The organism is Rhodococcus sp. IEGM 1406, from assembly GCF_030056745.1.
GTDB classification, from domain to species: domain Bacteria; phylum Actinomycetota; class Actinomycetes; order Mycobacteriales; family Mycobacteriaceae; genus Rhodococcus_F; species Rhodococcus_F erythropolis.
This window is the reverse complement of sequence record NZ_JASHKO010000002.1, coordinates 156,520-183,297: the sequence shown is the minus strand read 5'-3', so window position 1 is coordinate 183,297 and position 26,778 is coordinate 156,520. Positions and strand designations below refer to the sequence as shown.

The window sequence follows — 26,778 nt, the reverse complement described above, 5'->3', positions numbered from 1 at the left end:
TCGAACCTGGTTCAGACACCCCACTGAGCGATAACTTCTCGCAATCGTACAGCTATGGTTGCCGCCGGACCCGGTTCGATCATCTGGTTGTGTTCGCAATCGACTTCGGTGACTCGGATGTCCCCTTCTACAAACCTTCGCCATTCGGCGACATCGTGTCCGTTCTCCGTAGATCTTCCGGCTACGAAGAACTCGATGGCTCCAACGTGGACAGGCGGTTGGTGCCGATTCGTCAATTCGACGGAGTGGGAGTAACCGCGACTGATCCGCGCCAGATGCTCCGCTTCGATTCCGATTCCGATTCCGGCACCCAGGGTCTGCTCCAGCAATTCCGCCGCTTCTTCGAAGGTCTCGACCGTCTTGGATCCCGCCGGCATCGCGAGCCCGGCCAGTAGTTCGGAGACCGAGAGTTCTGCGGGCTGATCGGAATCCGACGACGGATAGCTGTCGAGTATCGACAGAGTCACGTCACGTCCGCTCCGAGTGAGGCTGTGTGCCACGGCGTGTGCGATCACGCCGCCGAGCGACCAGCCGGCCAGATGGATCGGGCCGGTCGATGCCACGGCTGCAATGCGATTCGCGTAGTCGTCGGCGAGTTCGGTCAGCGAGTCGAAGCTGGGCCCGCCGCTCAGGGACGGTAGCTGAAGACCGTAGACGGGTTGATCCAGCTCGAGATGCTTGACGAATTCTGCGTAACCCCAGGACAATCCGATACCCGGATGGACGAAGAACAGTGGTGCACGATCGGATCCGGCGCGCAGCGTGATCATCGGGGCGAGAAGATCCGACGAATCGTCCGGCGAGTGTGCGTCCATTCCGTCGGCAGCCCGGGCGACTCCGGCAGGTGTCGGATCCAGGAAAAGCGATTGCAACGGCACTCGCATCCCGAGACGCTTCTCGAGTTCGATGGTGATGCGAGTGGCCACGATCGACGTTCCGCCCAGTTCGAAGAAGTCGTCGTCGACGCCGATGTGCTCGTGCCCGAGCACGGTCTCGAAGATGTCGACGACCGTTCGTTCGGTGTTGTTTGTCGGCGGTGCGTACGGGACCGTGCGTCGCTCGAAGCTCGGGGTCGGCAGTGCCTTGCGGTCCAGCTTGCCGACCGGTGTCACCGGAATGCGGTCGACGACGACGATCGCGCCGGGAACCATGTGCGCGGGCAGGCGAGAAGACAGATGGCGGCGAAGCTCCCAGTCGTCGACGGTCTGTCCTTCCACGGGCTGGATGTAGGAGGCGATCATCGTCTCCCCCGACGGCGCTTCGTGCCCGAGTGTGGCGGCGAAGTAGACGGATGGGTGTGCCATCAGGACAGAGTCGATTTCGCCGAGCTCGATGCGGAATCCGCGGACCTTGATCTGGAAGTCGCTGCGGCCCAGGTATTCGAGGGTGCTGTCGGAGCGCCAGCGCACCAGGTCGCCCGTGCGGTACATCCGCTGGCCTGGTTCGCCGAACGGATCGGCGACAAATCGGTCGGCGGTAAGGTCGGGACGATTGTGGTATCCGCGGGCGAGTCCGGGGCCGGTCACGTACAGCTCCCCGCTGACTCCCACCGGCACGGGCTTGAGGTGCCCGTCGAGGACCAGTCCGGCGAAGCCGATGGCCGGTCGTCCGATGTTGATGTCCTTGCCCGGCCGCATGGGTTCACTGACGCTGGCCTGGATGGTGGATTCGGTGGGTCCGTATCCGTTGAACATGCGACGGTCGCGGCCCCAGATGTCCACGAGTTCGGGTGGGCAGGCTTCGCCACCGACTGCGAGTACGCGGAGTTCGGGTAGCGCGGAGCTTTCGATCGAGCTGAGCGCGGTCGGAGTGATGAACGCGTGTGAGACGTGTTCGTCGGCAAAGATTTCGGCCAACTCGGATCCGCCGAAGACCGTCGGTGGGATGACGACCAGGCACGCTCCGCTGCCGAACGCCATCATGAGTTCGAAGACCGAGGCGTCGAAGCTCGGTGATGCCAGGTGAGAGATCCGCGAATAGGGCTGGACGTTGAATCTCTGATGTTCCTCGGCATTGAGGTTTGACAACCCGAGGTGGGTGACGATGACGCCCTTCGGCTTCCCGGTTGAACCCGAGGTGTAGATCAGGTACGCGGGATGCCCGTGATGCAAGGGGATCGTGCGGTCGCGATCGGTGATCGCGGCTGCGCTCTGGGCGTCGATCTCGTCGACGGTCTCGGCTTCATCGAGGACCATCCACTCGACCGTGTCGGGAAGTTGACTGCGGTGAGCGTCGTCGGTGATGCCGAGTACGGCCCGCGAATCGTCGAGCATGTGGTTGATGCGATCGTCGGGATAGTTCGGGTCGACCGGCAAGAATGCTGCACCGGTTTTCGTGACCGCCCAGATCGCGACGATCTCCGCGGTGGACCGCGGCAGACCCAGCGCCACAAAATCTTCGGGACCGACGCCGCGCCGACACAGCGCGCGCGCCAGCTTCGTCGATTCCTCGTCGAGCTCGCGGTAGGTCATCGACCTCTCGCGACTCGAGAGGGCTGGGGCATCCGGGTTCGAGGCGACTGCTTCGGCGAGGATCTCCGGCCACACCCGCGCTCGAGTCGCGGCGGCACCGGATGCCGGCACCAGGGCAGCTGTTTCGTCGGCGCCGAGGATGCCGATGTCGGCGATACGTGTTGCGGGTTCGCGTCCGACAGCGTCCAGGATCAGGCGCAGTCGGTCGGCAAACCGACGAATGGTGGCGGGTTCGAAGAGATCGGTTGCGAAGTCGAAGGCTGCGGACATCCCAGCCGGGATGCCGAACTCGTCGAACTTCTCGTCGACGATCAGCTCCAGGTCCTCCTTCGCGAATTTGGTTTCCACGGTCAGTCCGTCGATGTCGAGGCCGGGTAGGTGGAAATGTGCGGGTTCGTTGTTCTGAAGTTCGAGGGCGACCTGGAACAACGGTGAGTACGACGTGGATCTGGTTGGGTTGATGACGTCGACGAGCCGTTCGAATGGCAGGTCCGAGTTCTGGAATGCGGCCAGGTCGATTTCCCGGACGTGCTCCAACAGGTCGGCAAACGTGATGTCGGGATCGACGCTGGTTCGCAGGACCAGTGTGTTGACGAACATTCCGACGAGATGGTCGAGCGCTGCCTGACCTCGGCCGGCGATCGGTGTGCCGATGGTGACTTCGTCGGCGCCCGACAACTTGGACATCAGCACTGCGAGCGCGCCGTGCAGCGCCATGAACATCGTGACACCGTTTGCCCTGGTGAGGTCCGCGAGGGCGCGGTGGGTGTTCGCGTCGATGTCGAAGGTGAATCGGTCACCGTGGAAGGTCTGTTGCACGGGTCGCGGGTGGTCGGCGGGCAGTGCGATGACGTCGTCGAGTCCGGCGAGTTGCTCACTCCAGTAGTGCAATTGGCGACTGATGACGGATTCCGGGTCGTCTTCCGATCCGAGGACGCGATGCTGCCACAACGTGAAGTCTGCGTACTGCACCTCGAGTGGCGCCCACGTGGGCTCGGTCCCTGCCGTACGCGCCAGGTAGGCCGTCATCACGTCGCGTGCGAGCGGCGCCATCGACGATCCGTCGGCGCAGATGTGATGGACCACGACAAACAGAATGTGAACGGGTTCAGCGGTGTCGAGTCGGAACAGTGCCACGCGCAGCGGCAGGTCCACCGACACGTCGAAGCCGGTCGTGGCGAGTCGTTGCATGCGCTCCGCGAGCTCGTCCTCCCCCAACGTCATTTCACGGACCGGCGGTACTGCCTCGTCGACGGTGAGCACTTGCTGAATCGGATCGCCGCCGACGGCGGGGAACACCGTCCGCAGTGTTTCGTGCCGCTCGACGACGTCGGCGATGGCCTGTTGCATGGCCGTGACGTCGAGGTCACCGGTAAGGCGAACAGCTAGTGGGATGTTGTACGCGGCTGAGCGTGTGTCGAATTGGTTCAGGAACCACATGCGCTTCTGCGCCAACGAGAGCGGGACGCTGCCACTGCGCTCCATGGGAGTGAGCGGCACAGCGCCGACGGCAGTGACAGCGCTGGAGAGCCGTTCGGCGAGCTGAGCCGTCGTCGGTGCCTCGAACAGCACGCGCACCCCGACGTCGATGTTCAGTGCGGAGTTGAGCCGCGAGACCACGCGAGTGGCGATCAGCGAGTTGCCGCCGAGCTCGAAGAAATTGTCGTCGACGCCGACCCGTTCGACGCCGAGTACGTCGATGAACGCATCGGCGATCCGACGTTCGAGGCTGGTGCCGGGCGCCCGGAATTCCACACCGGTTCCGGTGAACTCCGGCGTCGGCAACGCTTTTCGATCGAGCTTGCCGACCGCGGTGCGCGGTAGCTCGTCGACGATCATGATGCTGGCCGGAACCATGTGCGAGGGAACACGTCCGGCGAGGTGCGCGGTGATCTCTGCCCCGGTCAGCGTCGATCCTTCCTCCACGGTGAGGTAGGACGCGAGAACTGTGGCGCCGGCCGGTCCGTCGACGCCGAGTGTCACGCAGTTCGTGACACTCGCCATTGCGGTGATCTGGGCGTCGACCTCGCCGAGCTCGATGCGGAATCCGCGAATCTTGACCTGGAAGTCGCTGCGCCCGACGTATTCGATGGTGTGATCGCTTCGCCAGGAGACGATGTCGCCCGTGCGGTACATCCGGTCGCCTGGCTTGCCGAAGGGGTCGGCGACAAATCGCTCGCTGGTCAGGCCGGGACGCCGGTGGTATCCGCGAGCCAGGCCGATGCCGGCGATGTACAGCTCACCGGGAGCTCCGACGGGTACGGGTTGCAGGCGCGAATCGAGGATCATCTCGTGCACGCCGCGGATCGGTCCACCGATCGTGATGGGTGCGCCCACTGTCATGGGTTCGCTGATGTCTGCCATGACGGTTGTCTCGGTCGGGCCGTAGGCGTTGACGAATTCTCGTCCGGGAGCCCAGAGGCCGACGAGATGCGGCGGTAGTGTCTCTCCCCCGACGACGACGTGCCGGAACTCGTCCAGGCCGGCCGGGTCGACGGTGGCGAGCGCTGCCGTGGTGACGAACGCGTGAGTGACGTGTTCGCGGCGGATGAGACTTGCCAGTTCGGCGCCGCCGTAGATGTCGGTCGGGACGATCACCATGGTGGCTCCAACACCGAATGCCTGCAGGTACTCGAAGACGGCTCCGTCGAAGCTGGGGGTGGCGAAGTGCAGGGTTCGAGAGTGGTGATCTGCGTGGAATCGACGCTGCTGGTCGAGTGCGAAGCTGTCGAGTCCGGTGTGGGTGACGACAACTCCCTTGGGTCGGCCGGTGGATCCCGAGGTGTAGACCACGTAGGCGGCGTTGTCCATGACCACCGGTGCACGCCGTTCGTCCTGGGTGATCGGCAGCGTGCAACTGGTGGCGACGTCGTCGTCGAATGCCTCTTCTCCGAGCACCAACCAGGACACGATGGGTGGAAGTGTGTCGATGGCGTCGACGACGGTCAACCCGAACAGCACCTCGGAGTCGCTGAGCATGTGTTCGATTCGGTCAGCCGGATAGGTGGGGTCGACGGGGACGAACGCTGCGCCGGTCTTGGCCACCGCCCACACCGCGAGTACGGATTCGACGGACCTTTCGATGCCGATGGCAACCGACGTCTCGGGCCCGGCGCCGCGGCGAATCATGGCTCTGGCCAACTGGTTCGAGCGCCGGTCCAGTTCGGCGTAGGTCATGGAACGGCTGCCGGCCGAGAGCGCGATGCGGTCGGGATAGGTGGCAGAGACGTCGGCGAGAATCTCTGGGAGCGTTCGCGCGGAGCGCCCCGGGGAGCCGAAGACCGGCGCAAGATCACGGCTCTCGAACTCTGTGAGAACCTGCAGACGGGCCAGCGGCTGATCCGGTGCCGAGGCGAGTTGCCCGAGGACGATGCCCACGCGCTCGGTGATCTTGGCGACTTCGCGGGCGGAGAAGTGCGTCGGCAAGTACTCCATCTTCAGATTCAGCGTGTCACTTTCGGACGCCACCACGGCAATCGGATAGTGCGCCGAGTCGCGTCCGTCGATGCCGAGAACGTGCATTCCCGCGATGTCGGTTTCGGCGGTCAGGGCTGTCTCGTCGACGGGATACGACTCGAATACCGTCAGGGTGTCGAAGGAGCCGGCGGCGCCGACTGCTCCGGCGATGTCCGACAGTCCGATGTGGTGGTGGTCGAGCAATGACGCTTGCTCGGATTGGACGCGAATGGCCATTTCGGCGAGGGTTTCTCGGGCGTCGAGGCGGACTCGGACAGGCACCGTGTTGATGAACAAGCCGACTATCGATTCCACGCCGGGCACCTGTGGTGGGCGTCCTGAGACCGTTCCGCCGAAGACGACGTCGTCGCGTCCGAGAAGTTCGGCGAGCACGATTCCCCATGCCACCTGTACCAGGGTCGCCATGGTCAGGCCGCGGCTTCGCGCGAACGCTCGAAGAGTCTCGGTTCGTTCTGTCGGCAGCGAGTACGAGTGGATTTCACTTGCCACGGTTTCGGCGGCGGTGTCTGCCCTCGAGAGGTGGGTGGACGTGTCGACGCCCCGTAGCGCTTCTTGCCACGCCCGTAGCGAAGTCTCGGGTTCTTGCTTCGAGATCCAGGAGAGATAGTCGCGATACGACTGAACTCTGGGCAGAATCTCGGGGTCGCCGTCGGTTGCGTAGAGAGTGAGCAGGTCTCGAAGTAACAGAGGGGTTGACCAGCCGTCGAGCAGGATGTGGTGGTTCGTCACGACGAAGCGTGCTGTGTCCGGTCCGAATCGTACGAGCATGAACCGGATCAGGGGTGCTGTTTCCATGTCGAAACGCTGAGCGCGATCACGCTCGAGCAGCTGAGCGAACGCGACTTCACTGTCCTCGGTCCCGGACAGGTCGATCTCGGCCCAGCCGATCTCGACACCGGAACGGATTACCTGCAGCGCCCGCCCTCCCGGCGCGGAGACAAATCCCGCGCGCAAGCTCGGATGACGATCAACCAAGGCCTGCGCGGCGCGACGCAGGCGCGGCGCCTCCACCCGACCCCCGAGTTCGAGGGTCAGTTGCACCATGTACGGATCGATTTCCGTTTCGTCGAACTGGGCGTGGAAGAGCATGCCCGACTGCAGCGGTGACAGTGACCAGATATCGGTCAGGTCGGGGAATCTACGCTCGAGCTGTTCGATGCTCTGCTGATCCGCGGTGACGAGATCGAGATCGGTGGGCGTGAGCTCGCGCTCGGAGTGTTCGTCCACGTATTCACTCAACGAGCCGAGCGCTCGGGACCAGAGTTCCGCCAGTTCCGTGACTTCGTCCTCGCTGAGGATGCCGCGGGGGAAGGACCACGTAGCGCGCAGAATCGGACCGTGCGCGGTGTCGGTGGTGACGGCATTGATGTCGAGCACCGACGCGGCGGCAAGATCTCCGCTGTGCGCTTCGTCGAGCGTCACTTCCGAGATCGGCAGCCACGGCACCTCGCCGTGCTCGGGGTCCGAGCCGGCAAAACGTCCGAGGTAGTTGAACGAGATCTCAGGTGTGGGCAACTCCTGTAGTTCTTCGTTCCGGTCGAGGTACTTGAGCATCCCGAACCCGATGCCGTTGTCCGGCAGACCGAGCAGCGTTTCCTTGACGACTTTCACAGCGGAGGCCGCGGTTGATCCCCCGGACAGTGCATCGACGACATTGAGTCCGGTGAGATCGATCCGGACGGGGAACAAGGTGGTGAACCAACCGACAGTTCGCGAGAGGTCGGCGCCAGGCGCTGCGTTCTCCTCGCGCCCGTGTCCTTCGAGGTTGACGAGCACTTCCCCGCTGCGCTGTCCGCGCGATCGACGCCAGGCGGTGACGGCGATCGCGAGAGCAGCAAGCAGCCCGTCGTTCACCGAGCCTCCGAAATGTCGTGGCACCGCCGAGATGATGTTCTCGGTCACCGAGGTCGGTACGTCGACGCTGACGCGGTCGACGGTGGCTCCGACGTCGACCGCGGGGTCCAGCCCGCGCGCTCCGAGCATTGGTTCGTCGGTCCGCATCCTCGACCACAGGTCGATCTCGTCGCGTCGATCTGCGGCGGTCTCGGCGAGCGCTGTCGCCCAGCGACGTATCGACGTTCCGCCGGGCGGAAGAATCGGTGTTTCGCCGTCGAACGCCGACGCATATGCCGTTACCAGGCCGGGGACCAGCATTCGCCAGGACACACCGTCGACCGCGAGGTGATGAAGTACCAGGAGCAACCGTCCCGCCTCAGGCCGGTTGCCGTTCGCGCTGACCGGATCCAACCAGACTGCGCTGATCATCTTGCCGTGCTCGGGATCGAGTCGGCTGGATGCGTCCTGCATCGCGGCTTCTGCCGCGCGCAGGAATTCTTCGCCGCCGGTGGACACGATGGGGGTTCGGTGCAAGATGTCGGAGGCTGCGACGGTGCCGGGTTCGCTGATCTCGAGTTGGTGAGTCGCGGCCTCCAGACGTGCCCGCAGTACGTCGTGGCGGTCGAGGATCGTTTGTAGTGCGCGCTCCAGCGCGGGGCCGGACACATCCGCCGGCAGTGCGATCAGCGCACTCTGGCTGTAACTGCGGATCGCGCTCAGGTCACCGCGACTACGTTCGACGAGCCACTCCATGATCGGTGTGAGCGGTAGCGGGCCGGCTCCCCCGCCGGGTAGCTCGGTGAGAACCGGTGCCGTTTCCGATGATTCGATGAGGAGGACCTTGGTGAGGCCGGCCACGGTTTTCGCTTCGAAGACGTCCCGCGGAGTGAAGATGAGGCCTGCGGACTTCGCCCGTGAGACGAGTTGGATCGACATGATCGAATCGCCGCCGAGGCCGAAGAAGGAATCGTCCACTCCGATACCGCCCCGCCCCAGAACCTCTCCGAAGAGGTCCGCGAGGACCGCTTCGGTGGCGGTGGCTGGTGCCCGCGTCGCCTCGGTTGTTCCCGTCACGGTGAAGTCCGGAGCCGGGAGGCTGCGTCGGTCGAGCTTTCCGTTGACCGTCAGTGGAAGCGATTCGAGGACGACGATCGCGGTGGGCACCATGTACTCCGCGAGTTCGGCGGCGACGAAGTCGGTCACCGTCGCTGAATCGACGGTACTGCCTGTTTCGGCGACCACGTACCCGACGATCCGCGGTGACGCTCCCTCTGTGCGAACAAGTGCTACCGAGGCAGCGACGCCGGGGCAGCGGAGCATTGCGGCTTCGATCTCTCCGAGTTCGATGCGGAAACCACGCACCTTCACCTGGAAATCACTGCGGCCCACGTACTCCAACTGCCCCGCGTCGTTCCACCTCGCCAGGTCCCCGCTCCGATACATTCGATCCCCCGAACTACCGAATGGATCGGGAAGGAACCGCACCGAAGTCAATGCGGGTTTCCCGAGGTATCCCCGAGTCACCTGGTCACCGGCGACGTACATTTCGCCGACAACACCTGGTGGCACCAGGTTCAGTCGCCGATCGAGTACGTAGACGGACAATCCTGGTACTGCTCGCCCGATGATGCTCGCCGACGCGTGCTCGCTGTCGTTGCGGTCGAGCGCGATTCGACTGACGTGCACTGTCGTCTCGGTGATCCCGTACATGTTGACCAGCGTCGGCGCCGTGTCGGCCCGCCGGTCGTACCACTTGCGCAATTGCCCGAGATCGAGCGCTTCTCCACCGAAGACGACGTAGCGCAGTGCAAGGTCGGGACCGGTGCCGTTCGGTGAGTACGCACGGTCGGCTTCGGCGAGTTGGTAGAAGGCGGTGGGTGTTTGGTTCAGCACCGTCACTCGCTCACGGCGGAGCAGTTCGTGGAACATGTCCGGCGATCTGGTCGTGTAGTAGTCGACGACGACCAACCGGCCACCGTGCAGCAGTGGCCCCCACAGCTCCCAGACGGAGAAGTCGAATGCGTACGAGTGGAACATCGTCCACACGTCCGTGTTGTCGAACCCGAATGTCGGGGAGGTGTTGTCCATCAGAGTAAGGACGTTTCGGTGGCTGACCTGGACACCTTTGGGGCGCCCTGTGGATCCGGAGGTGTAGATGATGTACGCGATCGCGTCGGGCAGAAGTGGTGTCGTCCGGTCCGCGTCGGTGATGCGATGTGGCGCGGAGTGATCGAGGCGTACAGCGATCTCCGGCGATCCGAGTTCGACGATGTCGATGCCGGATTCGATGATCTCCGAAGGTAGGTCGCTTCGGAAGTCTCCGGTCGTGACCAGGCATACCGGCCGCGCGTCGTCGAAGAGGAATCGCATGCGCTCGGCCGGGTAGGTGATGTCGACCGGCAGGTATGCCGCCCCGGTTTTGATGACGGCGACGAGGGCGAGCACGAGATCGGTGGTTCTGGGCATCGCAACGGCCACCACGGATTCCGGACCGATACCGCGGCCGATCAGGAGCCGCGCCAGGCGGTTCGCGCGCCCGTCCAGTTCGGCGTACGTCATGGCGCCGTCGCTGTCGTTGACCGCGGTCGACGACGGATGTGCTGCAACAGCTTCGAAGAATCGGTCCGCGATGTTGTCGGCCGGAGCCGGTTCGGCGTGAGTGTTCCACTCGGTCAGCATCTGTCGACGCTCGCCGGCGCCCACGACGTCGATGTCACCGGTAGGAGTCGACGGCTCTCGTGAGACCGCATCGAGGAGGGTGAGCAGTCTGCGCGAGAACGACTCGATCAATCCATCGTCGAACAGGTCTGTGGCGTAGATGAATTCGGCGTCGATTCCATCCGTTCCGCCATCCGCGTCGTAACGCTCGGTGACCGAGAGTTGCAGATCGAACTTGGCGACGGGTAGGTCGAACTCGACTCCCGAGACCGACAGCCCTGGCAGTTCGAGTTGCGGTAGCGCGTTGTTACGGAACTCGATGAGGATCTGGAACAACGGAGTGTGCGACGTCGAGCGTTCCGGGGCGAGTGCGTCGACCAACCTTTCGAAGGGCAAGTCGGTGTGTTGGAACGCGCCGAGGTCGCCTTCGCGAACCTGGGCGAGGACGTCCTCGAACGACGCGTCGGGCGTGATCTGTGTTCGCAGCACAAGAGTGTTGACGAACATTCCGACCAGGTGATCGAGTTCGGCCTCGCCGCGCCCGGCGACAGGTGTACCGATGGCGATGTCCTCGGTACCGGCCAGGCGTGCCGCAAGTACCGCCAGTGCTGCGTGCATGACCATGAACATGGTGCTGCCGTGCACGCGGGCCAGGTCGGTCAGCGCCCGATGGGTCTGCGGCGATACCGCGAACCGGTGAACAGAGCCGACCATGGACGGCTTTGCCGGACGTGGGAACGACGTCGGCAGGGCGATCGGCTCGCCCAGTCCCGCGAGTCGGTCCTTCCAGTAATCGAGCTGACGGGTCAGAGCCGAGTCCGGATCTTCCTCGGAGCCGAGCACTTCGTGCTGCCACACAGCGAAGTCGCCGTACTGCACGGCCAGTTCCGACCAGCTCGGCGCACTGCCGGCGCTGCGGGCCGCATATGCCGCTGCCACGTCCGCTGCCAGGGGGTTCATCGAGAACCCGTCGGCGACGATGTGGTGGACGACGATCACGAGTACATGCCTGCGCTCGTCCCCGTCGACGCGCAGGACCGCGCAGCGGATCGGAACTTCGGCCGAGGCGTCGAAGCCTGCCGAGGCCAGCTCGAGGATTCGATCGGACACTCTGGCAGCAGTGACGATTTCCGGCTCCAGGATCGGCATGACCTCGTCGCTGGACATCACCTGCTGCACCGGCTGTCCGTCGATCGAGGGGAACTTCGTCCGCAAGCTCTCGTGGCGACCCAATACGTCCGCTACCGCGGCCTGCAATGCGGCGAAGTCCAGATCGCCGTCGAGGCGCACTGCCAGGGGAACGTTGTAGGCCGGCGAGGTCACGTCGAACTGGTTGAGGAACCACATCCGCTTCTGTGCCAATGACACGGGCAGTGGATCCGGGCGAGATCGCCGAGTCAACGGTGGTCTGGGGTTCTCGCCGCGGCCGACACTCTCCGCCAGACGAGACAGCTGCCGAACTGTCGGAGACTCGAACAATCCTCGAACGCCGATGTCGGTGCCGAGAAGTGCGTTGACGCGGGCGATGACGCGGGTCGCGGTCAGTGAGTTTCCGCCGATGTCGAAGAAGTGAGTGTCGATACCGATCGGGGACACTCCGAGCACGTCCTCGAAAACGCCCACCACCAGCCGTTCGAGCTCGGTCGCCGGTGCAGCGAGTGTTTCGGGATCGGTGTCGAAGCGAGGCGCCGGAAGAGCAGCCCGATCGACCTTGCCGACGCCGGTCAGTGGTAGCTCGTCGAGCACGACGACGCTCGCTGGCACCATGTGTGCCGGCAGTAGCTCCCGTGCCGCCGCCCGGATGTCCTCGGCGCTCACCGGGCGTTCGTCGTCGCAGACGACATATGCCGCCAAGGCCTGCTCGTCGGAGGGTCCGCGCACCGCCAATGTGACCGCGTACTCCACACCGGGCAGCTGACCCAACGCCGTGTCGACCTCGCCGAGTTCGATACGGAACCCGCGGATCTTGACCTGGAAGTCGCTGCGTCCGAGGTACTCGATGGTGCGGTCACTGCGCCAGCGCACCACGTCTCCGGTGCGGTACATCCGCTCCCCCGGCTCGCCGTACGGGTTGGCGACAAACCGTTCGCTCGTCAGCGGTGAACGCCCGTGATAGCCGCGCGCGAGTCCAACTCCGGCGACATACAGTTCGCCCGGAACTCCGACGGACACCGGTTGAAGTCTGCGATCGAGGACGACCTCGCTGAAGCCGCGGTTCGGCGGCCCGAGATAGACCTTCTCACCGGCTGGGATGGGGTCACTGAGGTTGCAGGAGATGGTGGTTTCGGTGGGTCCGTAGACGTTGACGAACGATCTTCCCGGCGCCCAGGTGCGCACCAGGTCCGCCGAGGGCGCCTCGCCACCGACCGTGATGGTGGTCAGTTCGTCGAGTCCCTCGGGATCCACCGACGTCAGCGCTGCGGGCGTGATGAACGCGTGCGTGACATGTCCCTCTCGGAGAACGTCGGCCAGTTCGGCCCCTCCGTAGACGGTGGTGGGAGCTACGACCAGTTCGCCGCCGACGGCGAAGGCGAGCAGATACTCGAGAACGGAGGCGTCGAAACTCGGCGAGGCGAAATGCAGTGCGCGTGAATTCTCCGTGAGACCGTAGCGATGACGCTGTTCGTCGGCGAAGTTCTCGAGACCGGTGTGCGTGACGACGACACCCTTGGGCCGGCCGGTCGAGCCCGAGGTGTAGATGAGGTAGGCAGTGTTCTCCAGCCGCGGGGTTCCCCGGCGCTCGTCTTCGCGTAGCGGTGACGTGGACACTCCGGAGAGCCGAGTGGCGTTCTCCGGGTCGTCGAGTTCGAGCCACTTCGTTGCGCCACCGCCGGCCGGTGCGTGTGCAGCCGTGGTCATTCCGAGCGATGATGCCGAGTCCTCGAGCATGAACGAGATCCGGTCACTCGGGTAGCGAGGATCGATCGGCACGAAGGCGGCGCCGGTCTTGGTGATCGCCCAGACCGCTGCGACGGATTCGAAGGACCGTTCCACACAGATCGCCACCCGTGAGTCCGGGCCCGCGCCTTCCGAGATGAGCACGCGCGCCCACTGATTCGACGCCTCGTCCAGCTCTCGATAGGTCATCTTTCTGTCACCACAGGACAGTGCGACCCGTTCGGGGAATCTGCTCGCGGTGTCCGAAAAGATGCGATCGAGTGTCCTTACCGAGCGGCCTTGCCGGCCGCGCGCGGGAACCAATTGCTGCACTTGCGAATCCGGCATCAAACGCAGTTTCGCCAGCGGAAGATCCGGTTGTGCGGTGATCAGTTCGAGGGTGCGGAGCAGCCGGTCCGCGATCGCGTCGATGTCGTGATCGCCCAGGACTCCCGGGAAATACTCGAATTTGAGCCGCAGTCGCCCGTCTGCCGCAGAGGCAACGATCGCGAGTGGATAGTGCGCGGCATCCTCGGCGTCGTGGACGTCGAGAACGTGCATTCCGGCGATGTCGGTGCCCGAGGAGAGTCCACCGCGGTCAACGGGATACGACTCGAACACAGTCAGCGTGTCGAACGATGCAGCGGCCCCCACTGCCGAAGTGATGTGCGAAAGCCCCACATGATGGTGATCGGACAACCGCGCCTGTTCCGCTTGGACACGAACGCACAGCGCTGCCAGTGACTCTCGCGGGTCGAGGCGAACTCGGACGGGGACAGTGTTGATGAACAAACCCACCATCGACTCGACGCCGGACACCTGGGGTGGTCGGCCGGAGACGGTTCCACCGAAGACGACGTCGTCGCGGCCGAGGAGTTCGGCGAGCACGATTCCCCAGGCCACCTGGATCAAGGAGGCTGTCGTCAGGCCACGGGAGCGGACGAATCCACGCAGAAGTTCCGTCTCACGTTCTCCGAGGGCTGTGGTGGTCGAGCGTGAGGTGGCGCCGTCCTCGTCGACGGCGTGAGTTCCGGTCAGCAGCGTCGGGTCGCCGAGTCCGCGGAGTGCTTCGCCCCAGGCTTCGATCGACACGCTGTCGTCGCGAGTGCTGATCCAGCTCAGATAGTCCCGGTAGGGGTGCACGCGTGGGATGGCACTGTGATCACTGTCGGTGGCGTAGAGCGTCAGTAGGTCACGGACCAGCAGCGGCATCGACCATCCGTCGAGGAGGATGTGGTGGTTGGTCAGGATCAACCGATACGCGTCGTCTCCGGTTCGCAGAAGCAGGAACCGCAGCAGGGGCGGCGTGGCCATGTCGAAGCCTCGCACCCGATCCGCATGGAGGAGCTCGCGTATCTCGGTTGCCTGTTCGGTGGGGGCCAACGGAGAGATGTCGATCTCGGTCCACGGCACGTCCACGTCGGCGCTGATCACCTGCACCGATCGCCCACCGGTGTCGGTCGTGAACGCAGCTCGCAGGTTCTCATGACGGTCGAGCAACGCCTGTGCGGCGCGGTGCAACCTGGACGCGTCGACGCCGTCGAGTTCGAGTGCGAGTTGGACGGTGTACGCGTCGACTGTGTGTTCGGCGTAGCGGGCGTGGAAGAGCAGTCCGGATTGCAGCGGTGAAAGGGACCAGACGTCGGTCAGTGTCGGGAACTCGCGCTCGAGGTGGTCGATGGACTCCTGGTCCAGTTCGATCAGGTCGATGTCCGACGGTGTGAGTCCCCCGCGTTCGCTGTGTTCGGCGTAGGTGGCCAGAGCGCGCAACGACTGCACCCAGAGTTCGGCGATGGCGCGAGCATCGCGCTCTGCCAGCACGCCGGTGGGATAGGCGATAGTGGCACCGATGTGCGGTGCACCCGAGATTTCGGTGGTGACGACATTGACGTCCAGGACCGAACCCACGGGCATCTCGGACCGAGCTGCCGCTTCCAGATCGACGTCGCGGGCCAGCGCCCAGTCCCCCAGCGACTCTCCTGCCTCGGTGCCGGAAAAACGACCGAGATAGTTGAACGAGATCTGCGGTTGACGGAGATCTTCCAGTTCCGCTCGGCCCACCTCGTCGAGATAACGCAGAACTCCGTACCCGATGCCACTGTCCGGAACTCCCAACAGTTCTTCCTTGACCCGCTTGAGAACCACCGCTGCCTCGGGGCCGCTGCTCATCACGTTCGCGATGTCGATGTCGGCGAGGTCGATTCGCATCGGGAAGACACTGGTGAACCAGCCGACGGTGTGCAGGACGTCCGCACCGGGCACCACGTGAGCCTCGCGTCCGTGACCTTCCATCGAGACGAGCACGTTGTCGGTTCGTATGCCCTGTGCCTGCCTCCACTGCGTCAGTGCCAGCGCGAGAGCAGCAACGAGACCGTCGTTGACGGATCCACCGAAGAGCGCGGGAAGCGTGGTCAGGACTGTGTCGGACAGTTCGACGGGCACGTCGGCGACAACTCGGCCGACCGAATCGAACGTGTCGAGCCGCGGGTCCAGCGGCCGGGTTCCGATCAGGGGGTCGTCACCTTCGAGGATCGAACGCCACCGCGGCAATTCGACTCTTCGATCGGGCGCGATGTCACGGAGCGCATGCGACCAACGACGAACCGACGTGCCCGAATACGACGGCTCCGGCTCCTCGCCGGCGTCGATCCGGTGGAAAGCGGACGCAAGTTCCGGTACGAGCACGCGCCAGGACACACCGTCCACCGCGAGGTGGTGGATCACCAGGAGCAACCGGCCGGTGTTGCGTACGCCGGACAACCAGACGACCCGCACCATCTCGCCCCGGACGGGGTCGAGTTCTCGACGTGCATCACCCAGGGCAGCGACGATCGCCGCGTCGAACACTGCGGAGCCCGGCTCGGCCTCGACCTCGACTACCCGGCAGATGTCCTCGGCTGCAACAGATCCCGGATCGTCGACAACGAGCCCGCGCTCGCCGTCGAGTTCGAGACGCGCGCGAAGGATGTCGTGACGATCGAGAACAACTTGAAGCGCTGCGGTCAACTGCTCCACACTGCGAAGCCCGTGCGGCGCATTGAGAAGGGTCGCTTGGGAGAACGAATCGAGCCCCTGCAGATCGGAGCCGAGCCGGTCGAGCCACCACTGTGCCACCGGCAACAACGGCACGTGGCCGACGCCGCCTCCGGGAAGTTCCTCGAGCACCTCGGGTTCGTCGTCCTTGGTCGATGCCAGCAAAACCGCAAGACCGGCGACCGATTTCACCTCGAAGACGTCACGCGGGGTGAACACGAGCCCGGCGTCGCGGGCACGGGCGACGAGCTGAATCGACATGATCGAATCGCCGCCCATCGAGAAGAACGAGTCGTCGACGCCCACCGATTCGACACCGAGGACATCGACGAACAAGGCGGCCAGCGTGCGCTCGGTATCGGATTCGGCAGCCCGCGAGCGCGCTTGGGTTGCTCGCAGGTCGGGAACCGGCAGGGCTCGGCGGTCGAGCTTTCCGTTGGCAGTCATCGGCAGTTCGTCGAGAACGACCACCGCCGCAGGAACCATGTACGGGGCCAGAGCCGAGCCCGCGAACGCGATGACGGCCTCGGGATCCACAGTCTGAGCATCGTTGGCGGGCACGACGTATCCGACGATTCGCGCGGCGCCTCCGTCACGTTCGAGCGTGGTCACCACGGAATGCGCGACCCCGGGGTAACGAGCCAGAACTGCTTCGATCTCGCCGAGTTCGATGCGGAACCCACGAATCTTGACCTGGAAATCACCTCGGCCCTGGTACTCGAGTTCGCCGTTCTTGTTCCACCTGGCGAGGTCGCCGGTGCGGTACATCCGTGTGCCCGCACTGCCCGCGGGATTGGGCACGAAACGTTCTGCGGTGGTGCCGGCGCGGTTGCGGTAACCGCGGGCGAGTCCGTCGCCACTGACGTACAGCTCCCCCGTCACTCCGACCGGGACGCGGTGCAGGCGATTGTCGAGGACCCACGCAGTGATGCCTGTCGACGGGCGACCGATCGTCACTCGATCGGCCGGGGACATCGGCTCGGTGATGCTGGCGACGACCGTCGATTCGGTCGGTCCGTAGGCATTGATCATGATCCGGTGATCACTGACCCAGGCGGCGACGAGATCGGGCGGGCAGACGTCGCCACCGGTTCCGATGCAAACCAGCTCGTTCAGTTCGCTCGGATCGACCGTGGCCAGAGCGGCCGGGGTGATGAAGGCGTGCGTGACGTGCTGATCGGCGATCAGGCTCGTCAGTTCGGTTCCGCCGATGATGCTCGGTGGAGCGATGACCATCGTGGCCCCGGCACCAACGGCCATCAGGAGTTCGAGAATCGAGGCGTCGAAGCTCGGTGAGCTGAAATGCAGCGTGCGCGAAGTCGATTCCACCCCGAATCGAGTACGTTCCTGTTCGGCGAGTGCCGAAAGCCCACGGTGAGTGACCATGACACCTTTGGGGACGCCGGTGGAACCGGAGGTGTAGATGACATAGGCGGGATTGTCCAGAGACACCGTCCCCGCCAGTTCCGAGGCCTCCAGCCGCTGATCTCCGAACTGTTCGAGGGTTGCCAGTGTCTCGGCCTGATCGAGCAGAACTGCGTCTGCCTCGTCGGGGACGACACCCACATGCTCGGCGGTGGTGAGGACGACGCCCGCTCCCGAGTCGTTGATCATGTGATGTACGCGGTCGACGGGGTACGCCGGGTCGACGGGTACGAATGCGGCGCCGGTCCGAGCAACCGCCCAGATCGCGACCACGGATTCCAGTGAGCGTGGCAATGCCAGGGCGACAACGGATTCCGGACCTGCCCCGCGGCCGATCAACAGTCGTGCAAGCCGATTGGCCCGGCGGTCCAGATCGGAGTACGTCAGATGTCGGTCGCCGAAAATCAGTGCAGTTCTCTGCGGTTCGTCGACGTACTTCCGCTCGAGCAACGTCGAGAAGTGAATCTGGCCGGGAAGTTCCGGTGCAGACACGACGCTCATCGTGTCGGTGTCGACCACGAGATCGATGTCGCCGACCGGCGTGTGCGGTGATTCGGTCACCGCACCGAGGATCCGAACAAGATATCGAGCGAAGCCTTCGACCGTCGACTCGTCGAACAGGGCGCTCGCGTAGGTGAACCCGGCCTCGATTCCCGCCGGCCGGCCGTCGTCGTCGAATGTCTCGGCAAGCGTGAGTTGCAGATCGAAATTCGAGACGGCGGATTCGAGTTCGAGGACCTCGACCTCGAGGTCCGTCAGACGAACTGCTGGTCGACTGGTGTTCTTGAACTCCAGCATCACCTGGAACAACGGTGAATGCGAAGTCGACCGCTCCGGAGCGAGCGCATCGACGACGCGCTCGAAGGGGACGTCTGCGTGAGCGAAGGCGTCGAGGTCGGTGCTGCGAACTCTGGCCAACAGATCGGTGAACGAGGCTGCGGGGTCGACATCGGCGCGCAGCACCAACGTTCCGACGAACATACCGACCATCGGATCCAGGAGGGCATTTCCGCGTCCGGCGATCGGTGAGCCGATCGTGATGTCTTCCATGCCGGACAATCTGGCCACGAGCACCGCGTACGCGGCGTGTATCGCCATGAACATACTGCTTCGGTGTTCGATCGCGGTTTCGCTCAGACGACGATGAATGCCGGCATCGATGTCGAATCGAACGACGCCGCCCGAGAGATCCTGTACGCGCGGCCGCGGGCGATCTGCGGGGAGCGCGAGAAGCTCGGGCACACTTGCCAGCTGACGTGTCCAGTACTCGAGCTGGCCGGCGAGGGTGCTCTCCGCTTCGTCTATCCGTCCGAGAGCCCTTTCCTGCCAGATCGCGAAGTCCGCGTACTGGACCGGGAGAGGAGACCAGTCGGGTGCCTCACCTCGATGCCGTGCCGAGTACGCGCTCATCACGTCGAACGCCAACGGTGCCATCGAGAATCCGTCGGCGCAGATGTGATGGACGACCACAGCCAGGACGTGATCTTCTGCGTCGACCTCGATCAGTTCCGCCCTGATCGGTGGAGCCTGCGTCACGTCGAAGCCCCTCGAGGTGACGCGTTCGATCTCCCCGAGTACCGCTTCGGTGCTCGCGCCGACAATCGGTAGCGACCCCAACGCTTCACCGGGTTCCACGATTACCTGCGCCGGCACTCCCTCGATCATGGGAAACAGCGTGCGCAGCGATTCGTGGCGATCGAGCACATCGGTGATCGCGCCTTCCAAGGCCGCAACGTCCAACCGGCCTCTCAGCCTGATCGCTATGGCCACGTTGTACGCCGCGGAGGTGACGTCGAATTGATTGACGAACCACATGCGCTTCTGGGCCAGCGACAGCGGAATCGACTGCGGCCGCGGCAACGCCTCGAGCGGAAGAACGGCTGCTCCCCCTCGCGCCGTGGCGCACTCGACCGCCAACTGCGCAACGGTCGGCGCGTCGAACAACTCTCTGATCGACAGGTTCAACGAGAGTGAATCGTTCACGCGCGCCACGGCTCGGGCAGCGACGAGACTGTTTCCGCCGATCTCGAAGAAGTTGTCGTGAACACCGACTGCCCCGGATTCCAGAAGCTCCTCGAAGATCGCCGCCAACTGTGCTTCGAGCGGTGTTCTCGGCGCCAGATACGTCTGCGAGCTGTCGAAGCTGGGCGCGGGCAGAGCTTTCCGATCGAGCTTGCCGGTCGAGCCGAGCGGAAACACGTCGAGGGCGATGACCACTGCGGGAACCATGTAGGCGGGAAGGAGACCTCTCAACTCTGCGCGCAGGCCGTCCGTGTCGATCGAGGTGCCGGTCTCGGCGATGACGTAGCCGACCAAGCTGTCACCGACCACGTCGTCGTGATGGACGAGAGCAGCAGCTTGCGTGACACCGGGCAGCCTGAGCAACGCTGCTTCGACCTCGGCGAGCTCGATGCGCTGGCCGCGGATCTTGACCTGGAAATCGCGTCGACCGACGTAGTCGAGTAGCCCGTCGGCGCGCCACCGGACGACATCACCGGTTCGGTACATCCGGGTGCCAGCCGGGCCGTACGGATCGGCCACGAATCTGTCGGCGGTGAGATCGCTGCGCCCGAGGTATCCACGCGCCAGTTGCACTCCCGCCAGGTACAGCTCGCCGTGAACGCCGACCGGAACGGGATGCAGCCGCCCGTCGAGGACATAGAGCTGGGTGTTCCACACAGGAGCACCGATGGGAACGGTGACGGTCATGTCTGGGGTGAATTCGGCGGCGCTCACGTCGACGGCAGCCTCCGTGGGTCCGTACAGGTTGAACAATCCTGCAGAACTCAGACGGGTGAACGCCTCCGCGGTGGTGGGAGCGAGAGCTTCACCGCTGCAGAACACCTGACGCAGGCTTGCGCACTGCCCGGCAGTCGCGACCGCGACGAATTCCGCGAGCATCGACGGAACGAAGTGCGCCGTCGTGACGCCTTTTTCGGCCATCAACGCCGACAGGTACCCGGGATCACGGTGCCCCTCCGGTTCCGCGATCACCAACTGCGCACCAGTCTGCAGGGGCCAGAACAGTTCCCACACCGAGACGTCGAAGGTCACCGGAGTCTTGTGCAGCACCACGTCCGACGCGTGAAGTGGGTACGCGTCTTGCATCCACAGAAGGCGATTGACGATCGAACGGTGTGATACTGCAACGCCTTTCGGCCGACCGGTCGATCCGGACGTGAAGATCACGTATGCAGCATTGTCCGGGAGGAGGGGTCGGATCCGATCAGCGTCGGTGATCGGCACCGTCGTGGACACGGGACGATCGAGATCGATGTCGACGATCGGCACTCGCGCGGGAAGTGAGCCGTGGTCCTGGGGCCGGCTCAGCACACAGATCGGTGCGGCGATGTCGAAGACGTACGCGATCCGTTCGGCCGGATGGTCGGGGTCCACCGGGACATACGCCGCACCGGCACGGATCACGGCGTGGACCGCGACGAGTAGTTCGGGTGACCGGCGAATCGACACCGCGACGCGCATGTCCGGGCCGACACCGTGGGCGATGAGGGTTCTGGCAAGTTCGCTGACCCTCGCGTCGAACTCCGCATACGTCAGTGTCCGCTCGCCGTAGATGAGCGCGGCCCCCTCGGGCGTCCGGGCTGCCTGCTCCGCCACCAGGTCGGAGAGGGTGGTGATCGGTACGGCGTGTTCGGTGGCATTCCAGCGCTCGAGGACCAGTTCCGCCTCGCCCACAGCTGTGAGATCGACGTCGCCGACGATTGATTCGGGGTCGGCCGCTACCGCGTCGAGGAGCATCGTGAAGCGATCAGCGAGGCCCGACATGGTGTCCGAGTCGAAAAGTTGGCTGGCATAGTTCAACTGGCCGTCGAGATGGTCGCCGCGGTCGGTGAGAATGACCTGAAGATCGAACTTTGCTGCACCCGTGGACAGTTCGTCAACCGTGACGTCGAGCTCGGGCAAGGTGACCTCGGCGGGAGCAGCGCCTTGCATCACCAACATGACCTGGAACAGCGGTGCCTGGCGCTCTGCGAGGGATTCGACGAGTACGTCGTACGGCACTTCGGTGTGCTGCAAGGCCGCCACGTCGACGTCCCGGACGCGGGTGAGAACTTCACCGAAGGTGAGTCCCCCGTCGAGAACCGTCCTCAGCACCACCGTGTTGACGAACATTCCGACGACGTCGTCGAGGGCGCGCTCGCTACGCCCGGCCACCGGGGTGCCGATCGTGATGTCGTTCGCTCCACATTCTCGACTGAGCAGGACGGCCAGCGCGGCGTGGATCACCATGAACACGCTGACGTCGCATCGCGCCGCGATCTCGCCGACCCGGCGGTACGTCGCGGAGTCGATCCGGAAATCGAGATCTCCACCGCGCAGCGAGACACCTGCAGGCCGCGGGTGATCCATCGGCAGTTCCGCGAGCTCACCGCGTTCGGCGAGCGTGTGCGACCAGAACCGCAACTGCTCGGCGAGAATCGAATCCGGGTCGGATGCTTCGCCGAGCGCTCCTCGTTGCCATTCGCTGAAATCGCCGTACTGCACTTCGAGCGGCAACCACGCCGGTACACGCCCGCTCGCCCTCGACGCGTAAGCGACCATCACGTCACGAGCCAGCGGCGCCGTCGACAGGCCGTCCGCTGCAATGTGGTGAACGACGAGGACCAGGGTGTGCTCGCGTTCGTTCACCTCGAGCAGAGTGGCGCGGATCGGCACCGATTCGCTGACGTCGAATCCCGTTCGTGCCAGTTCGCTCGCCCGCGCTGCGGCCGCTGCGGCAGGCACCGTTTCCACCTCGAGATGATCGAACATCTCGTCCACACCGAGAACGTGCTGGACCGGACCACGGGCGCTCTCGGGGAAAACGGTCCGCAAGACCTCGTGCCGAACGATCACGTCCCGCAGTGCGGTGAACAGTGCGTCGACGTCGAGATCGCCGGTCATCGAAACCGCGATCGGAATGTTGTACGCCGGCGAACTCGGATCGAGTTGATTGGTCAGCCACATACGTTGCTGAGCCAGAGATACCGGTATCCGGTCAGGGCGATCGATACGCGTCAGTGCTGGGGCGCGCGTGTTCCGCGAGTCCGCGAGGTCTGCGCGAGCAGCCAGAGCGGAGACGGTCGGCGCCTCGAAGAGGTCGAGAACGCTCAGCGTCGTCCCGAGTGCTCCGTTGACCCTCGACACGACTCGGGTCGCGATCAGCGAGTCACCGCCGAGGTCGAAGAAACTGTCGTCTGCTCCTGCCCTGGTGATGCCGAGCAGATCGCAGAACACCGCAGAAATTCGCTTCTCGGTCGAGGTCTCGGGGGCACGGTATTCGGCCGTGCCGCCAGCCGAATCGATGTCCGGTAATGCTTTCCTGTCGATCTTTCCGGCGGGAGTCAGTGGAATGGAATCGAGTACGACGATCCGCGACGGAACCATGTGCGCTGCCAACGAGGATCCGGCGTGGGCGATCAATTCGGAGTTGTCGATGTGCGTGCCCTCAGCCGCCGTGACGTACGCCGCCAACAGTGTTTCCCCACTCGGGCCCGAAACTCCGGCGGTGACGGCCTGCGCGACGCTCGGATGGCGGCGCAGTACGTCGTCGATCTCGCCGAGTTCGACGCGGAAACCGCGGATCTTGATCTGGAAGTCGCTCCGTCCGAGGTACTCCAGCTCACCCGCGCCGTTCCACCGCGCGAGGTCACCCGTGCGGTACATGCGCTCTCCCGCAACGCCGTTGGGGTCGGCGACGAATCGTTCGGCCGTGATCGTGGCTCGCGCGTGGTATCCACGCGCCAAACCGATACCGCTCACATAGAGTTCGCCGGCGACACCGATCGGCACCGGTTGAAGCCGCGAATCCAGGAGGACGGCCGCGGCGCCGCGCATCGGCTTTCCGATGGTGACGGGAACATCGCTGCTCAGCGGTCCGGTCAGGGTGGCGACGACGGTGGTTTCGGTCGGTCCGTACGCGTTGAACATCGAGCGTCCGTGTGACCACTGATCTACCAGCGCGGGCGAGCAGGCGTCGCCGCCGGTCACGACCACTCGTAGATCCGGTAGGCCGGCGGGATCAACTGTTGCCAGCGCGGCCGGGGTGACGAAAGCGTGTGTCACCCGGCCGACGCGCATCACCTGGGCCAGTTCGTCGCCGCCGTACACGGTGGGCGGCGCTATCACCATCGTCGCCGCGCCGCCGAAGGCAAGGAGAAGTTCGAGTACCGAAGCGTCGAAGCTCGGCGAAGAAAAATGCAGGGTGCGGTCGCCTGGTTCGACTCCGAACCTGATTCGTTCTTCGTCGGCGAAGCTGCTCAGCCCGCGGTGACTGACCACGACGCCTTTGGGGACGCCGGTAGATCCCGAGGTGTAGATCAGGTAAGCCGGGTCGTCGTAGCGAACGCGTGAGCGACGTTCGCCATCGTCGAGCGGTGCGTCCGAGCGGTACGCGTTCGGTTCGTCGGTGCTGAATTCGTCCAGAAGCAGCCAGTCCACCGAATCGGCGAGCCCGGCATGGTGCTCCCCCACGCTGATTCCGACAACAGCTCCCGAATCGGTGAGCATGTGCCGAATACGATCCTCGGGGTAGTGCGGATCGATCGGAAGGAAGGCGCCGCCGGTCTTGGCCACTGCCCACGTCGCGGTCACCGATTCGATCGACCTCGACAGTGCAAGGGCGACGTAGGTGCCTGGGCCGACTCCCCTGTTGATCAGTTCGCGGGCGAGTGTGTTCGACTCGGCGTCGAGTTCCCGGTAGCTCACCTCACGATCACCGAAAACGAGCGCCGGGGCATCGGGGTTCACAGCCGCGGCCCGGCGGAGGATATCGGGCAGGGTCAACGGCGCGGACGCGGTCGCTCCCCGTGCCGGCATAAGGAACTCACGCTCGAACTCGTCGAGAAGATCGAGATCTCCGACCGACGTTCGCGGGGCTGCCGCTGCGCCCGCAAGGATCCGCACCAGTCGCGAGAGGAAGGCTTGGACCGTGGATTCGGCGTAGTGCTGCGTGGAGTACGCCACCTCGAGGGCGCCGGTATCCGCGTGGACGTCGATCGCCACATCGAGGCCGGCAATCGTGGTCTCCTGCGAGCCGTCGTTGAGATGGACGTGCAACTCGGGCAGCTCGGGGATACCTGCCGCCGATCGAACCAACAACGTGTCGCGTTCTCGAGCAAGAAAACTCACGAACTCGTCGAACGGCGCCGCCGGATCGACCTCGCAGCGCAGCGGCGAAGTCCCCCACTCGGTCCTCGTTCCGATCAACACGTCACGGCGCTCGGTCGATCTCGACAACAATGCCGCAAATGCCGCGTGGACAACGGCAAAGAGTGAGACATCTTCCGTACGTGCAAGTTCGGCGACCGCGGGATCGAGCGGGAAGCTGAGCCGATTCGTAGTGGTCGGCTCCGATTCTGCGTCGATTCGCTCGAGCCCCAGCGCCGAACCCTCGTCGGAGTCCCCCAGATATCCAGCCCAGAACCTTTCGGTTTCCCTCCGCTGCGCACTGCGTGCCCCGGCCTCGGCGCTTGCCGGATGAATCCGGTTCATCGGCGTACCGGCCGGTGCTGCTGTCAGTTCTGCGACCAACTCGGTGAACGCCCGGTGGTGTTCAACCAGTTCGTCGTGACCGTAGCGATTGGGGTTGCCACGAAAGTCGATCAACGTCTGAGCTGGGTCGCCACTCTGGTACACGTTGACCAGGAGATCCTCGACGGGCCCCGACGTGACGATGTGAAACTCGCCGGTCAGTGATCCCAGTGTTATCTCCTGCCGGAAGAGCATCACATTCATCATCGGACCGGACAGTCGTGCGTCGCCGACCGCCAAGCCCGCATCGCGCCTGATGTCTTCGAGACTGCATCGCTGATGACGAAGCGCGCCGAGGAGTTCGAGTTGGACCCGCCCGACCAGATCGTCCACGCTTTCGTCGGGGTCGACGTGGATGTGAAGGGGCGCGACGTTGACCAGCATTCCGCCGGAGCGTTGCAGCGGTGCCGTGGTCCTCGCCGAGACCGGCAGATTTATCAGAACGTCGTCGTAGCCGGTGTTGCGAGACAAATAGCACGCCAGTGCAGAAATCAGCACCGCCGCCGCAGTGGCACCGGAACGCGAATTCCACTCGTCCAAGGCAGCAAGGCTGTTCGCCGACATCGCGGCACTGACGAGTTCGCTACGCGCAGTCGGAGGTCCCTCACGCGTTGCCAACGTAGAACCGTGCTCGACGCCGGACACTCGCTGGGCCCAGTATTCGCGGTCGGCCTCGAACCGACTCGATTCGCGGTACTTCTGATCGAGTTCGGACAGCGTCGTGACGTCGAGCGCCTTGTTTACCGCAGGCTCCCGGCCCTCGACTGCTGCGGTGTAGATCGCGGCAATGCGATTCACTATCGTCATTCCGCTGTATCCGTCGAGAGCAACGTGGTGAATCCTGGTGTACCACAAGTAGTCTCGATCGCCAGTTTGGAGAATTGTCATCTCGACGAGACGATCACGCGTCAAGTCGAGCGTCGTCGCGTAATCGTTGTCCATCCACTCCGACGCAGCCTGCCGAGGGTTCTCACGCTCGCGGAAGTCGAAGTAGTCGATACCCGGATCGATCGTGAAGTCCACGATCTGGCACGGCTCACCATCGGGGTACATCAACCGCAGAAATGGCGACTCGAACTCGTGGGCGGCCTCCACTGCAGCGCGGCTGAGCAGTTGCATGTCCAGGTCGCCGTGGAACTCGATGTACTGCGCAATGAAATACGGCACCGTCGGGTGAAGTTGCTGCGCAAACCACATACTGCGCTGCACCGCTGACAGGGGAAACGCCCCTGCCGGCAGGCTTCGCGATCCGGTCAGCGGATCGATCCTCTTGTCGGTATCCATCACGACCACCCCCACACAGCGTTGTGACGATCAGCACCGGGAACTGTGGCTCGGGGATTGAAGAGAAACATCGCACCGCCTCGATATCGAGTGGAAACCATGTGGCGATCCTGCGAGAGCGCAGCCGAAGGTCATCGACCTCGACGAAGGGTCGCTTCGAAGTCCGAACCTCCCCGAAGGTCCG

General features: G+C 64.3%; 1 protein-coding gene. It reads right to left on the bottom strand.

The window, feature by feature from the left end:
- Window positions 1–11 precede the first annotated feature (11 nt).
- Complete coding sequence (locus QM596_RS10200) at window positions 12–26,594, bottom strand: non-ribosomal peptide synthase/polyketide synthase (protein ID WP_283308876.1); 26,583 nt, start codon at window positions 26,592–26,594, stop codon at window positions 12–14.
- Window positions 26,595–26,778: the final 184 nt, after the last annotated feature.